Origin of the sequence: Cellulomonas humilata (assembly GCF_013359775.1) — a bacterium.
Classification (GTDB): Bacteria; Actinomycetota; Actinomycetes; order Actinomycetales; family Cellulomonadaceae; genus Cellulomonas; species Cellulomonas humilata.
This window is the reverse complement of sequence record NZ_JABMCI010000063.1, coordinates 113,738-126,481: the sequence shown is the minus strand read 5'-3', so window position 1 is coordinate 126,481 and position 12,744 is coordinate 113,738. Positions and strand designations below refer to the sequence as shown.

Annotated in this window: 12 protein-coding genes; all 12 read right to left on the bottom strand. The window is 72.5% G+C overall.

Features of this window, described 5'->3' with window-relative positions:
• Positions 1 to 18 precede the first annotated feature (18 nt).
• The 12 genes from metK to pyrR all read right to left on the bottom strand — a co-directional run bounded on the left by metK (position 19) and on the right by pyrR (position 12,660).
• A complete protein-coding gene (metK, locus tag HP550_RS10530; RefSeq protein WP_175347636.1) occupies positions 19 to 1,221 on the bottom strand; it encodes a methionine adenosyltransferase in 1,203 nt (400 codons plus the stop codon).
• Between the two features lie 43 nt (positions 1,222 to 1,264).
• Positions 1,265 to 2,461 carry a bifunctional phosphopantothenoylcysteine decarboxylase/phosphopantothenate--cysteine ligase CoaBC gene (gene coaBC, locus HP550_RS10525; RefSeq protein ID WP_175347635.1) on the bottom strand — a complete coding sequence of 399 codons (1,197 nt, stop codon included), beginning with the start codon at positions 2,459 to 2,461 and terminating at the stop codon, positions 1,265 to 1,267.
• Positions 2,462 to 2,470: 9 nt separating this feature from the next.
• The gene (gene rpoZ / locus HP550_RS10520) at positions 2,471 to 2,734 is read right to left on the bottom strand and encodes a DNA-directed RNA polymerase subunit omega (RefSeq protein ID WP_175347634.1); all 264 of its coding nucleotides are present in this window, start codon (positions 2,732 to 2,734) and stop codon (positions 2,471 to 2,473) included.
• Positions 2,735 to 2,772: 38 nt separating this feature from the next.
• Positions 2,773 to 3,342: a guanylate kinase gene (gene gmk / locus HP550_RS10515; RefSeq protein WP_175347633.1), complete on the bottom strand. Its 570-nt coding sequence runs from the start codon at positions 3,340 to 3,342 to the stop codon at positions 2,773 to 2,775.
• A gap of 43 nt (positions 3,343 to 3,385) precedes the next feature.
• On the bottom strand, positions 3,386 to 3,697 hold the full coding sequence (gene mihF, locus HP550_RS10510; protein ID WP_028046342.1) for an integration host factor, actinobacterial type: 312 nt from the start codon (positions 3,695 to 3,697) through the stop codon (positions 3,386 to 3,388).
• A gap of 167 nt (positions 3,698 to 3,864) precedes the next feature.
• Complete coding sequence (pyrF, locus tag HP550_RS10505; RefSeq protein WP_175347632.1) at positions 3,865 to 4,710, bottom strand: orotidine-5'-phosphate decarboxylase; 846 nt, start codon at positions 4,708 to 4,710, stop codon at positions 3,865 to 3,867.
• On the bottom strand, positions 4,707 to 8,054 hold the full coding sequence (gene carB / locus HP550_RS10500; RefSeq protein ID WP_175347631.1) for a carbamoyl-phosphate synthase large subunit: 3,348 nt from the start codon (positions 8,052 to 8,054) through the stop codon (positions 4,707 to 4,709). Before carB ends, pyrF begins: the two co-directional genes overlap by 4 nt.
• Positions 8,054 to 9,211 (bottom strand): glutamine-hydrolyzing carbamoyl-phosphate synthase small subunit, encoded by a 1,158-nt coding sequence (gene carA / locus HP550_RS10495; RefSeq protein WP_175347630.1) that lies wholly within the window; start codon positions 9,209 to 9,211, stop codon positions 8,054 to 8,056. Before carA ends, carB begins: the two co-directional genes overlap by 1 nt.
• Positions 9,208 to 9,741, bottom strand: a complete 534-nt coding sequence (locus tag HP550_RS10490; protein WP_175347629.1) for a PH-like domain-containing protein — start codon at positions 9,739 to 9,741, stop codon at positions 9,208 to 9,210. Before HP550_RS10490 ends, carA begins: the two co-directional genes overlap by 4 nt.
• Positions 9,738 to 11,060, bottom strand: coding sequence for a dihydroorotase (locus HP550_RS10485; protein ID WP_175347628.1), 1,323 nt, complete (start codon positions 11,058 to 11,060; stop codon positions 9,738 to 9,740). The genes HP550_RS10490 and HP550_RS10485 overlap by 4 nt, the downstream gene beginning before the upstream one ends.
• Positions 11,057 to 12,079: an aspartate carbamoyltransferase catalytic subunit gene (locus tag HP550_RS10480; protein ID WP_175347627.1), complete on the bottom strand. Its 1,023-nt coding sequence runs from the start codon at positions 12,077 to 12,079 to the stop codon at positions 11,057 to 11,059. Before HP550_RS10480 ends, HP550_RS10485 begins: the two co-directional genes overlap by 4 nt.
• A complete protein-coding gene (gene pyrR, locus HP550_RS10475) occupies positions 12,076 to 12,660 on the bottom strand; it encodes a bifunctional pyr operon transcriptional regulator/uracil phosphoribosyltransferase PyrR (protein ID WP_175347626.1) in 585 nt (194 codons plus the stop codon). Before pyrR ends, HP550_RS10480 begins: the two co-directional genes overlap by 4 nt.
• Positions 12,661 to 12,744: the final 84 nt, after the last annotated feature.

The window sequence follows — 12,744 nt, the reverse complement described above, 5'->3', positions numbered from 1 at the left end:
GAGCGGGTGCGGCCGGCGTCAGCCCACCGCGGACTGGAGGTCCGCGACGCGGTCGGTGCGCTCCCAGGTGAACTCCGGCAGCTCCCGGCCGAAGTGCCCGTACGCGGCGGTCTTGCGGTAGATCGGCCGCAGCAGGTCGAGGTCGCGGACGATCGCGGCCGGGCGCAGGTCGAAGACGTCGCGGATCGCGGCGGTCAGCCGGCTCAGGGGCACGGTCTCCGTGCCGAACGTCTCCACGTAGAGCCCGACCGGGTTGGCCTTGCCGATGGCGTAGGCGACCTGCACCTCGCACCGGCGGGCGAGGCCGGCGGCGACCACGTTCTTGGCCACCCACCGCATCGCGTAGGCGGCGGACCGGTCCACCTTCGACGGGTCCTTGCCGGAGAACGCACCGCCACCGTGGCGCGCGATCCCGCCGTAGGTGTCGACGATGATCTTGCGGCCGGTCAGCCCGGCGTCGCCCTGCGGACCGCCGACGACGAACGTCCCGGTCGGGTTCACCAGCAGGCGGAAGTCGCTCACGTCGAGGTCGAGCTGCGCGAGCACCGGCCCGACCACGTGCTCGGTGATGCCGGGGCGCAGCGTCGTCTCGAGCTGGACGTCCGGGTCGTGCTGGGTGGACAGGACCACCGTGTCGAGCCGGACGGCGCGGTCTCCGTCGTAGCCGATGGTGACCTGGGTCTTCCCGTCGGGCCGCAGCCCCGGGAGGATCCCCTCCTTGCGCACGAGGGTGAGGCGCTCGGCCAGCCGGTGCGCGAGCCAGATGGGGAGCGGGAGCAGCGTGGGGGTGTCGTCGCTGGCGTAACCGAACATCAGGCCCTGGTCGCCGGCGCCCTGGGCGTCCAGCGGGTCGAGGTCGGACGCGTCCTCGCGGATCTCGATGGCCTTGTCCACACCGGCGGCGATGTCGGGCGACTGCTGCCCGATCGACACGGAGATGCCGCAGGAGTCCCCGTCGAACCCGATCGCCGACGAGGTGTACCCGATCCCCTTGACCACCTGACGCACGATCTGCGGGATCTCGACGTACGCGCTCGTGGTGACCTCACCCGCGACGTGCACGAGACCGGTGGTCACCATCGTCTCGACCGCCACGCGCGCCTGCGGGTCCTGCTCGAGGATCGCGTCGAGGATGGCGTCGGAGATCTGGTCGCAGATCTTGTCCGGGTGCCCCTCGGTCACGGACTCGGACGTGAACAGGCGCATGTCGGGCTCGGTCATGGCGGACAGCGTAATGGGCGCCGTGCGCGACGCGTGCCCAGTCTCAGACGCGCTCGACGACCGCGTCCCAGACGGCGTCCGCGACCTCGTCCTTGCTCCCCGCGGCGGTGCCGACGACTGCGCCGGACCCGTCGAGGATGGTGACGTCGTTGGCCTCGGTGCCGAAGCCCCGACCTCCACCGACGGCGTTGACCACCAGCAGGTCCGCGCCCTTGCGCAGGGCCTTCGCGCGGCCGTGCTCGAGCACGCTGCCCGTGTCGTCGCCTGTCTCCGCCGCGAAGCCGACGACGACCTGGTCGGCCCGCAGCCGCTCGTGGGCCAGCTCCGCGAGGATGTCCACCGTCTCCACGAGCTCCAGCACGGGGCCCGCACCGCCCGCCACCTTCTTGATCTTGCTCTCGGCACTGGTGCGCGGCCGGAAGTCGGCGACCGCGGCCGCCATCACCACGACGTCCGCGTCCTTCGCCGCGGCGCGCACGGCGTCCCGCAGCTCGGCGCCGGTCTCGGCACGGACGACGTCGGCGCCGGCCGGCACCGGGACGTCGATGTTCGCGGCCACGAGCGTCACCCGGGCGCCCCGGGCGTACGCGGTCCGGGCCAGCGCCACACCCTGACGCCCGGACGACCGGTTGCCCAGGAAGCGCACGGGGTCGATGGGCTCACGGGTGCCGCCGGCCGAGACGACGACGTGCCGACCGGCGAGGTCCTGGGGCCGGTCGGTGACCAGCGCGAGTGCCGCGGCAGCGATCTCGTCCGGCTCGGGGAGCCGTCCGGGGCCGGTGTCGGTCCCGGTGAGCCGACCGGCCGCCGGGTCGAGCACGTGCACGCCGCGGGAGCGGAGCGTGGCCACGTTGGCGACCGTGGCGGGGTGCTCCCACATCTCGGTGTGCATCGCCGGCGCCAGCAGCACCGGGCACCGGGCCACCAGCAGCGTGGCGGTGAGCAGGTCGTCCGCCTGGCCGGTCGCGGCGCGGGCCAGCAGATCGGCCGTCGCGGGGGCGACGATCACCAGCTCGGCCTGCTTGCCGACGGCGACGTGCGCCACCTGGTCGACGTCCTCGAACACGTCGGTGGTCACCGGCTGCCCGGACAGGGCCTCCCACGTCGCGCGCCCGACGAACTCGAGCGCCGCGCGCGTGGGCACCACGCGGACGGCATGGCCGTCCTCGCGCAGCAGACGCAGCAGCAGGACGGCCTTGTAGGCGGCGATGCCGCCCGCGACGCCGAGGACGATGCGCATGGGGGCAGGTCAGCCCTCGGTGGCCTCGGACGTGAGCAGGCCGGCGTCGATCTCGCGCATGGCGATCGACAGGGGCTTCTCCTGCGGGCGCGTGTCCACCAGCGGGCCGACGTACTCGAGCAGGCCCTCGTTGAGCTGCGAGTAGTAGGCGTTGATCTGGCGCGCGCGCTTGGCCGAGAACAGGACGAGCGCGTACTTGGAGTCGGCACGCTCGAGCAGGCGGTCGATCGGCGGGTCGGTGATGCCGACGGGGGCTGCGACGGTTCCGGACATGGTGGTCTCCCGAAGTTTGAGAATGGGCTGCCGACATCCTACCTGGTCGGGATGCCCATCCCGCGGACCAGCTCGTCGGTGGCCCGGTGGACGTCGTCGTTGACGATCACCTGGTCGAACTCGGCCTCCGCCGCGAGCTCGACGCGTGCGGTGGCGAGGCGACGCTCCCGCTCCTCCGCGTCCTCGGTCCCCCGGCCGACCAGGCGGCGCTCCAGCTCCGCGAACGACGGTGGCGCCAGGAACACGAAGTGCGCGTCGGGCATCGACTCGCGGACCTGACGTGCCCCCTGCAGATCGATCTCCAGGAGTGCGGGCTCCCCGTCCGCGAGCCGCTCCTCGACGGGTCGCCGAGGAGTGCCGTACCGGTTGCGACCGTGCACGACGGCCCACTCGAGCAGGTCGCCGCGCTCGACCATGGCGTCGAACTCGTCGTTCGTCACGAACAGGTAGTGCACCCCGTCGACCTCGCCGGGCCGAGGTGCCCTGGTGGTGGCCGACACCGACAGCCAGACCTCGGGATAGCGGGTCCGGACGTCGGCGGACACGGTGCCCTTGCCGACGGCGGTCGGTCCGGCGAGAACGGTCAGCCGGGCAGGCGTCGTCGTCATGGGTGGCGCGGTGCTCCTCGAGATGCGCGGCGCGGCCCGGACGTCACCCGAAACGGTCGACGAGAGCCTTCACCTGGTGCGGCCCGAGACCGCGCACACGACGGGTCTCGGAGATTCCGATCTCGGAGATGATCGCACGCGCCTTGACCTTGCCGACGCCAGGCAGGGACTCGAGGAGGGCGAGCACCTTGAGCTTGCCGATCGTCTCGTCCGCCTGCCCTTGGGCGATCACCTCGGAGAGGGTGCCCTGCGAGTACTTGAGGCGGTTCTTGACCTCAGCACGGGCCTGCCGGGCGGCGGCGGCCTTCTGGAGCGCTGCCGCTCGTTGTTCGGGAGTCAGCGGAGGGAGTGCCACGCGCGTCACCTTCTCGTCAGTGGGCCGGCGACCCACGTGAAGTGCGCGGGATCGTGAGAACGAAACTAGCGAGCACCACCCTCATCGGCAATGCGGACGCGCGTCCAGCCGCCCACGACCTGCACCGACACGGCCGATCGAGCTCGGGGTCGAACTCGGGGTCGAGCTCAGGACAGCGCCGCGGCAGCCTCGTCCGACGCCTGCCGTGCGGCCGCCCGCAGCGCGGCCACGGAGGGGCCGGCGACGAGCACGCCGCGCGAGGAGGACGCCAGCACCTGCCGCCGCGCGGACCCGAACACCTGCGCCAGCTCGTGCGGGCCGGCACCCTGGGCGCCCACGCCCGGCGCGAGCAGCGGACCGTTGACGGCCGCCAGGTCGACGCCCGTGCGGGACGCCGCGTCACCCACCGTCGCGCCCACGACCAGCCCGATGGATCCCATGGGGTCCGCTCCGGCGTTCAGCGCACCCGCGCGCGCCGCCACGAGGGCCGCGACCGTGGTGCCGTCCTGTGTCCGCGCATGCTGGACCTCGTGGCCCTCCTTGTTGGACGTCAGGCACAGGACGAACAGCCCGCGACCCGAGCTCAGCGCCAGGTCGACCGCCGGGTCGAGCGAGCCGAACCCGAGGTACGGGGACACCGTCAGCGCGTCCCCCGCGAGCGGCGAGCCGTCGCGCAGGAACGCATCGGCGTAGGCGCCCATGGTGGAGCCGATGTCGCCGCGCTTGGCGTCGACGATCACGAGCGTGCCGGTGTCCCGGCCGGCCGCGACGACCTCCTCGAGCACGGCGACCCCCGCGGAGCCGTGTCGCTCGAAGAACGCCGCCTGCGGCTTGACGGCCGCCACCTGGCCGCCGACCGCCTCCAGGACCGTCAGGGCGAACCGTCGCAGCCCCTGGGCGTCGTCCGGCAGCCCCCACGCCTCCAGCAGGCTCGGGTGCGGGTCGATGCCCACGCAGAGCGGCCCGTGCGCCGTCATGGCGGCCGCCAGGCGCGCCCCGAACGCCGCCGTCATGCGCGGGCCGCCGCGCGCGCCTCACGACGGACCAGGGCGGCTGCGTCGTGCTCCTGGAGGCTGGTCACCCGGAACGGGCCGGCCTGGCGCGCCTCGATGGCCTGCACGGCCGCCCCGAGCTGCTGGACGGTGGTGACCATGGCCTTGTCGGCCGCGACCGTCGCCGCGCGGATCTCGTAGCCGTCTGCCCGGGCACCCTGACCCGACGGGGTGTTCACGACGATGTCGACGTCGCCGGCGGTGATGAGGTCGACGATGGTCGGCTCCCCCGCCGCGCCCCGGCCGGACGAGTACTTGCGGACCACGGTCGACGCGATGCCGCTGCGGTGCAGGACCGCCGCGGTGCCCTCCGTCGCCAGGATCTCGAAGCCGAGCTCCGCCAGGCGCTTCACCGGGAACACGATCGAGCGCTTGTCGCGGTCGGCCACCGAGATGAACGCCCGCCCGCCCGTGGGGAGCCCCCCGAAGGCCGCGTCCTGCGACTTGGCGAACGCGGTCGGGAAGTCGACGTCGAAGCCCATGACCTCGCCCGTCGAGCGCATCTCCGGGCCGAGCACCGTGTCGACGACGACGCCCTCCTTGGTGCGGAACCGCTTGAACGGGAGCACCGCCTCCTTGACCGCGATCGGCGAGTCGAGGTCGAGCACGCTCGCGTCGTCCACGGGCAGGATGCCCATGGCCCGCAGGTCCGCGATCGACCGGCCCGCCATGACCAGCGCCGCGGCCTTGGCGAGGGAGACGCCCGTGGCCTTGGACACGAACGGCACCGTGCGCGAAGCCCGCGGGTTGGCCTCGAGGACGTAGAGCACGTCGGAGACCAGGGCGAACTGGATGTTGAGCAGCCCGTGCACCCCGACCCCGCGCGCGATCGCCTCGGTCGACAGCCGGATCCGCTCCAGCTCCGAGGTCGACAGGGTCACCGGTGGGAGGGTGCACGCCGAGTCGCCGGAGTGGATGCCGGCCTCCTCGATGTGCTCCATCACGCCGCCGAGGAACAGCTCGGTCCCGTCGAACAGGGCGTCGACGTCGATCTCGATGGCGTCGTCCAGGAAGCGGTCGATGAGCAGCGGCGGCAGCGTGCCGGTGTTGTGTGCCCTGCCCGCCGTTTCCGCAGCCGCCAGCGCGCGCTGGACGTACTCGTTGAGCTGCGCCTCGTCGTACACGATCTCCATGCCGCGGCCGCCGAGCACGTAGCTCGGCCGCACGAGCACCGGGAAGCCGATCCGGCGGGCGGTGTCGCGGGCACCCGCCTGGGTGGTGGCGGTGCCGAACGCCGGGGCAGGGAGCCCCGCGGCCTCGAGCACCTTGCCGAACTCGCCGCGGTCCTCTGCGGCGTCGATAGCGGCGGGCGAGGTGCCCAGGATCGGCAGCCCGGCATCCAGGAGACGCTGGGCGAGCGACAGGGGCGTCTGGCCGCCGAGGGTGACGATGAGGCCCTCGACCGGGCCCGCGGCCAGCTCGGCGGTGTAGACCTCGAGCACGTCCTCGAACGTGAGCGGCTCGAAGTACAGCCGGTCGGAGGTGTCGTAGTCCGTCGAGACCGTCTCGGGGTTGCAGTTGATCATCACGGTCTCGTACTCGCCCTTGAGCGCCAGCGCGGCGTGCACGCACGAGTAGTCGAACTCGATGCCCTGGCCGATGCGGTTGGGTCCCGAGCCGAGGATGAGGATCGCGGGGCGGGTGCGCGGGGCGACCTCGGTCTCCTCGTCGTAGGACGAGTAGTGGTACGGCGTGCTCGCGGCGAACTCGGCGGCACAGGTGTCGACGGTCTTGAACACCGGACGCAGACCCACGGCGTGCCGGGCGCGGCGGACCGCGTCCTCGGAGGTGCGGCGCAGCATGGCGATCTGCACGTCGGACAGCCCGTGGCGCTTCGCGTGCAGCAGGACCCCGCGGGTGAGGGCGTCGGCCGTGCGCGTCTGCTCGGCGACCTCGTTGATCAGCTGGATCTGGTCCAGGAACCACGGGTCGATGCCCGTGAGCTCGTAGACGGTCTCGAGTGGGACGCCGAAGCGCAGCACCTGCTGCACGTCCACGAGGCGGTGCTCGGTCGGCCGGGAGATCGTCGCCACCAGCGCATCGAGCGCGTCGCCGGCAAGGGGGTCCCCGGTCCAGTGGAAGACCGAGTCCTTCTTGTCCAGCGAGCGCATCGCCTTGCCGAGCGCCTCGGTGAAGTTGCGCCCCAGGGCCATCGCCTCGCCGACCGACTTCATGGTCGTCGTGAGCGTGTCGTCCGCGGCCGGGAACTTCTCGAACGCGAAGCGGGGGACCTTGACCACGACGTAGTCGAGCGTCGGCTCGAACGACGCCGGCGTCGACCCGCCCGTGATGTCGTTCGGGATCTCGTCCAGGGTGTACCCGACGGCCAGCTTGGCCGCGATCTTCGCGATCGGGAAGCCGGTCGCCTTGGACGCCAGGGCCGACGAGCGCGACACGCGCGGGTTCATCTCGATGACGACGATGCGGCCCGTGGACGGCTCGACCGCGAACTGGATGTTGCAGCCGCCCGTGTCGACCCCGACCTCGCGGATGACCGCGATGCCGATGTCCCGCATCCGCTGGTACTCGCGGTCGGTGAGGGTCAGTGCGGGTGCGACGGTGACCGAGTCGCCCGTGTGCACGCCGACCGGGTCCACGTTCTCGATCGAGCAGACGACCACGACGTTGTCGTGCTTGTCGCGCATGAGCTCGAGCTCGTACTCCTTCCAGCCGAGGATCGACTCCTCCAGGAGCACCTCGGTGGTCGGCGAGTAGTGCAGACCCTGGCCGACGATGCGGCGCAGGTCGGTCTCGTCGTACGCGATGCCCGAGCCGAGCCCGCCCATGGTGAACGAGGGACGGACGACGACCGGGTAGCCCAGGACCTCGACCGCGGCGAGGGCGTCGTCGATCGAGTGCACGATCACGGACTTGGCGCTCTCGGCGCCGCAGACCTCGACGACCTCCTTGAACTGCTCGCGGTCCTCGCCCTTCTGGATCGACGCGATGTTCGCCCCGATGAGCTCGACGTCGTACTTCTCCAGGACGCCCGCCTCGTCCAGCGCGATCGCCGCGTTGAGCGCCGTCTGGCCGCCCAGCGTCGGCAGGATCGCGTCCGGGCGCTCCTTGGCGATGATCGTGGTGAGGATCTCGGTGGTGATCGGCTCGACGTACGTGGCGTCGGCGAACTCCGGGTCCGTCATGATCGTGGCCGGGTTGGAGTTGACCAGGATGACCCGCAGGCCCTCCTCCTTGAGCACGCGGCAGGCCTGCGTCCCCGAGTAGTCGAACTCGCACGCCTGGCCGATGACGATCGGGCCGGAGCCGATGACCAGGACGCTCGTGATGTCTGTGCGCCGGGGCATCAGGCAGCACCCTTCTGTGCGGTCATCAGATCGAGGAAGCGGTCGAAGAGGTAGGCGGCGTCGTGCGGGCCGGCCGCGGCCTCCGGGTGGTACTGCACCGAGAAGGCCGGCAGGTCGAGCGCCCGCAGGCCCTCCACCACGTCGTCGTTGAGGTCCACGTGGCTGACCACCACGCGGCCGTACCGACCGCCGTCGTGCGGCGCCACGGACTCGCCGTCCAGCGGGGCGTCGACCGCGAACCCGTGGTTGTGCGCGGTGATCTCGACCTTGCCGGTCGCCCGGTCCATGACCGGCTGGTTCACCCCGCGGTGCCCGTAGCCCAGCTTGTAGGTGCCGTAGCCGAGCGCGCGGCCGAGCAGCTGGTTGCCGTAGCAGATGCCGAAGAACGGGATCCGGCGGTCCAGCACGTCGCGCAGCAGCTCGATCTCGTGCGTCGCCGCCGCGGGGTCGCCGGGCCCGTTCGAGAAGAAGACACCGTCGGGCGACGTGGCGAGGACCTCCTCGATGGTCGCGTCCGAGGGCAGCACGTGGACGCGCACCCCACGCTCGGCCAGCCGCTGCGGCGTCATGGCCTTGATGCCGAGGTCCACGGCCGCGACCGTGGCGACGTGCTCCCCGATCGGCTCCACCACGTAGGCGGTGTCGGTGGACACCTCGCCGGCCAGGTCGGCCCCGACCATCGCCGGGGCGTCCAGCACGGCCGCGAGCAGCTCGTGCTCCGCGCGGCGCTCACCGTCGGCGTCGACCAGCGCGGCGCCGGAGAAGATGCCCGCCCGCATCACGCCGCGCTCCCGCAGGTGCCGGGTGAGAGCGCGGGTGTCGATCTCGCTGATCCCGACGATCCCCTGCGCGACGAGGTCCTCGTCGAGCGTGCGGACCGACCGCCAGTTCGAGGCGCGGCGCGCGGGGTCCCGGACCACGTAGCCCGCCACCCAGATCCGCGCCGACTCGTCGTCCTCGTCGTTGACGCCCGTGTTGCCGATGTGCGGAGCCGTCATCACGACGATCTGCCGGTGGTACGACGGGTCCGTGAGCGTCTCCTGGTAGCCGGTCATGCCGGTGTTGAAGACGATCTCGCCCAGCGTGGAGCCTTCGGCGCCGTAGGGGCGGCCCGTGAACGTCCGGCCGTCCTCGAGCACGAGTACTGCGTCGGTCATGAGTTCTCCTCCTGCGCGGGCGCGTGGCCCGCGGTCAGTGCCGTGACAGCGTCGATGAGCCGTGCGCGGTCGGCCGCGTGCTTCGGGCGCAGGCCCGTGTCCAGCCCGCGCGGGTCGGCGGGGTCGGCCTGCCAGGACAGGACGACGAGGCCCTGTCCCCCGACCACCTTGCCGGCCATGCCGGGCGCACCGGCCGCGCTCCGCAGGGCCGTCGCGGGCACGAACACGTCCGTCGCGCCCGTGCGGGTGATCCGTACCCCGGTGTCGAAGACGCTGACCTGCGCGGGGCTGCGCACCCCGAGGCCGTGGGCGGAGACGCGGTCCAGCCAGTCCCCCGCCCGGGTGGTCGAGACGTAGGTGGCGTCGACCGGGCCCAGGAGCTCGGTCCCCAGGGCGGCGGGCGCGACCGGCAGCGCGGTGACCAGCGCGGACGACCGTCGTGTGCGCGCCTGCCAGCCCGCGCGCATCCGCCAGAGCACCAGGAGCACCACGAGGAGGAGGACGAGCGTCGAGACCGCCTGGCGGCTCACGAGCGGACCACCACGGTCTCGTCGCACGCCGACCCGTCCATGACGGTCGCGCGACCGCGCAGCCACGTGGCGATGACGCAGCCCGACAGCTCGCGACCACGGAACGGCGAGTTGACGCTCTGCGTGGCCTGCTCCTCCGCCACGACGACCCGGCGGATGCCCGGGTCGACCAGCGTGAGGTTGGCGGGCTCCCCCACCGCGATCGGCCGGCCGTGGTCGGCGACGCGGCCGATCCGGGCGGGCGCGGTGGACAGCACCCGCGCCACGTCGGCCCAGGTCATCCGGCCGGTGTCGACCATCGTCTCCTGCACCACGGACAGCGCGGTCTCCAGCCCGGTCATGCCGAAGGCCGCGGCACCCCACTCGCAGTCCTTGTCCTCGCGGGTGTGCGGCGCGTGGTCGGTGGCGACGATGTCGATCGTGCCGTCGGCCAGACCCTCGCGCACCGCCTCGACGTCCCGTTGCGTGCGCAGGGGCGGGTTGACCTTGAACACGGGGTCGTACCCGCGGGCGAGCTCGTCCGTGAGCATGAGGTGGTGCGGGGTGACCTCGGCGGTGACGTCGATCCCGCGGGACTTGGCCCAGCGGATGATCTCGACGGAGCCGGCGGTGGACAGGTGGCAGACGTGCAGCCGCGACCCGACGTGCTCAGCCAGCAGCACGTCGCGGGCGATGATCGCCTCCTCGGCGACCGCCGGCCAGCCGGCGAGCCCCAGCTCGGCGGAGACGACCCCCTCGTGCATCTGGGCGCCCTCGGTCAGCCGCGGCTCCTGCGCGTGCTGGGCGATGACCCCGTCGAACGCCTTGACGTACTCCAGGGCGCGGCGCATGACGACCGGGTCGTGCACGCACTTCCCGTCGTCGGAGAACACGCGCACCTGGGCCGCGGACTCCGCCATGGCGCCCAGCTCCGCCAGCCGCTCGCCCTCCAGCCCGACCGTCACGGCTCCGACAGGTCGCACGTCGACCCAGCCCGCGTCCCGTCCCAGCCGCCAGACCTGCTCGACGACGCCGGCGGTGTCCTGGGTCGGGGTCGTGTTGGCCATCGCGTGCACCGCGGTGAACCCGCCCATCGCCGCCGCGCGCGTGCCCGAGCGGACCGTCTCGGCGTCCTCCCGGCCCGGCTCGCGCAGGTGCGTGTGCAGGTCGACGAGGCCGGGCAGCAGGATCAGCCCGCTGCCGTTGATGATCACGGGGTCCGCGCCCGCCTGCTTCTCGGCGTCCGGGCCGATCGCCGCGATCACGCCGTCGGCCAGCAGCACGTCGGTGGTGCCGTCGCCGAGGGGGCTGACGTCCCGCAGCAGGTAGTTCCTCGTCACGCGTCCACCTTCGTCTCGTCGGAGCTCTTCTCGGCCGGGGCCGAGCCCGCCGCTCGAGCGGGGGCGTCGCCGCCCGCGAGCAGCAGGTACAGGACGGCCATCCGGACCGCCACGCCGTTGGCCACCTGCTCGACGATCACCGCACGCGGGGAGTCGGCGGCGTCGGCGGAGATCTCCAGGCCGCGGTTCATCGGGCCGGGGTGCAGCACGATCGCGTGCTCCGGCAGCAGGGCGAGCCGCCGGGCGTCCAGGCCGTAGCGCCGGGTGTACTCCAGCGGGCTCGGGAAGAAGCCTCCCCCGGCGCTCGACATCCGCTCGCGCTGGACCCGCAGCATCATCACCGCGTCGGGCTTCTCGTCCGCGATGACCTCGTCCAGGTGGTACGAGACGCGGGCGGGCCAGGCGCCGACCCCGACGGGCAGCAGCGTGGGCGGCGCCACGAGCACCACCTCCGCGCCGAGCGTGTGCAGCAGGTGCACGTTCGAGCGGGCGACCCGGCTGTGCAGGACGTCGCCCACGATCGCGACGCGCAGCCCCGTCAGGTCGCGCCCGGTGACGTCCCCCGGTCCGGACAGGTGCCGGCGCAGCGTGTACGCGTCGAGCAGCGCCTGGGTCGGGTGCTGGTGCATGCCGTCACCGGCGTTGATGACAGCGCCGTGCGTCCACCCGGAGGTGGCGAGCGTGTGCGGAGCGCCCGAGGCGTGGTGCCGGATGACGACCGCGTCCGCGCCCATCGCCTGGAGCGTCAGGGCGGTGTCCTTGAGCGACTCGCCCTTGGACACGCTGGAACCCTTGGCGGAGAAGTTGATGACGTCAGCGGACAGCCGCTTGGCTGCCGTCTCGAACGAGATGCGCGTCCGCGTGGAGTCCTCGAAGAACAGGTTCACCACCGTGCGGCCGCGCAGCGTGGGCAGCTTCTTGATCTCCCGGCCCTGGGTCGCGGCCATCGAGCCGGCGGTGTCGAGGATGCGGACAGCGTCGTCGAGCGAGAGGTCGGCGGTGGACAGCAGGTGCTTCATCGCACCCCTCCCTCGATCAGGACGGCGTCGCGGCCGTCGTTCTCCTCGAGCAGCACGCGCACCCGCTCGTTGGTGGAGGTGGGCAGGTTCTTCCCGACGTAGTCGGCGCGGATCGGGAGCTCCCGGTGGCCGCGGTCGACGAGCGCGGCCAGCTGCACCGCGCGCGGCCGGCCGAGGTCGCTGATCGCGTCGAGGGCCGCGCGGATGGTGCGGCCGGAGTAGAGGACGTCGTCGACGAGCACGACGACCTTGCCGTCCAGGCCCCCGCCCGGGATGTCCGTGGCGCCGATCGTCCGGGTGGGGTGGTGCGCGAGGTCGTCGCGGTACATGGTCACGTCGAGGCTGCCGACCAGGAGCGCGAGGTCCAGGCTCGGCTCGACCGCGACCAGGCGCTCCGCCAGGCGGCGGGCGAGGGGCAGGCCACGGGTGGGGATGCCCAGCAGCACGACGTCGGCGCCGCCCTTGTTGCGTTCGAGGATCTCGTGCGCGATGCGCGTGAGTGCCCGGCCGATCTCCGGGGCGCCGAGGACCACGTTCGCGTCATCGTCGACGCGGTCCGGCGCGGGCGTGCGTGTGCTCATCCAGCTAACTCCTTCCCCGCCTCACTGGACGGGTCTTAAAGGAATGTCTCTGCGGCGCTCACCCTACCTCGCGCGGGTCGTCCT

Coding starts and splice junctions, on each gene's coding strand:
- metK (WP_175347636.1), bottom strand. CDS start 1,221: ATGACCGAGCCCGACATGCGCCTGTTCACGTCCGAGTCCGTGACCGAG.
- coaBC (WP_175347635.1), bottom strand. CDS start 2,461: ATGCGCATCGTCCTCGGCGTCGCGGGCGGCATCGCCGCCTACAAGGCC.
- rpoZ (WP_175347634.1), bottom strand. CDS start 2,734: ATGTCCGGAACCGTCGCAGCCCCCGTCGGCATCACCGACCCGCCGATC.
- gmk (WP_175347633.1), bottom strand. CDS start 3,342: ATGACGACGACGCCTGCCCGGCTGACCGTTCTCGCCGGACCGACCGCC.
- pyrF (WP_175347632.1), bottom strand. CDS start 4,710: ATGACGGCGGCGTTCGGGGCGCGCCTGGCGGCCGCCATGACGGCGCAC.
- carB (WP_175347631.1), bottom strand. CDS start 8,054: ATGCCCCGGCGCACAGACATCACGAGCGTCCTGGTCATCGGCTCCGGC.
- carA (WP_175347630.1), bottom strand. CDS start 9,211: ATGACCGACGCAGTACTCGTGCTCGAGGACGGCCGGACGTTCACGGGC.
- HP550_RS10480 (WP_175347627.1), bottom strand. CDS start 12,079: ATGAAGCACCTGCTGTCCACCGCCGACCTCTCGCTCGACGACGCTGTC.
- pyrR (WP_175347626.1), bottom strand. CDS start 12,660: ATGAGCACACGCACGCCCGCGCCGGACCGCGTCGACGATGACGCGAAC.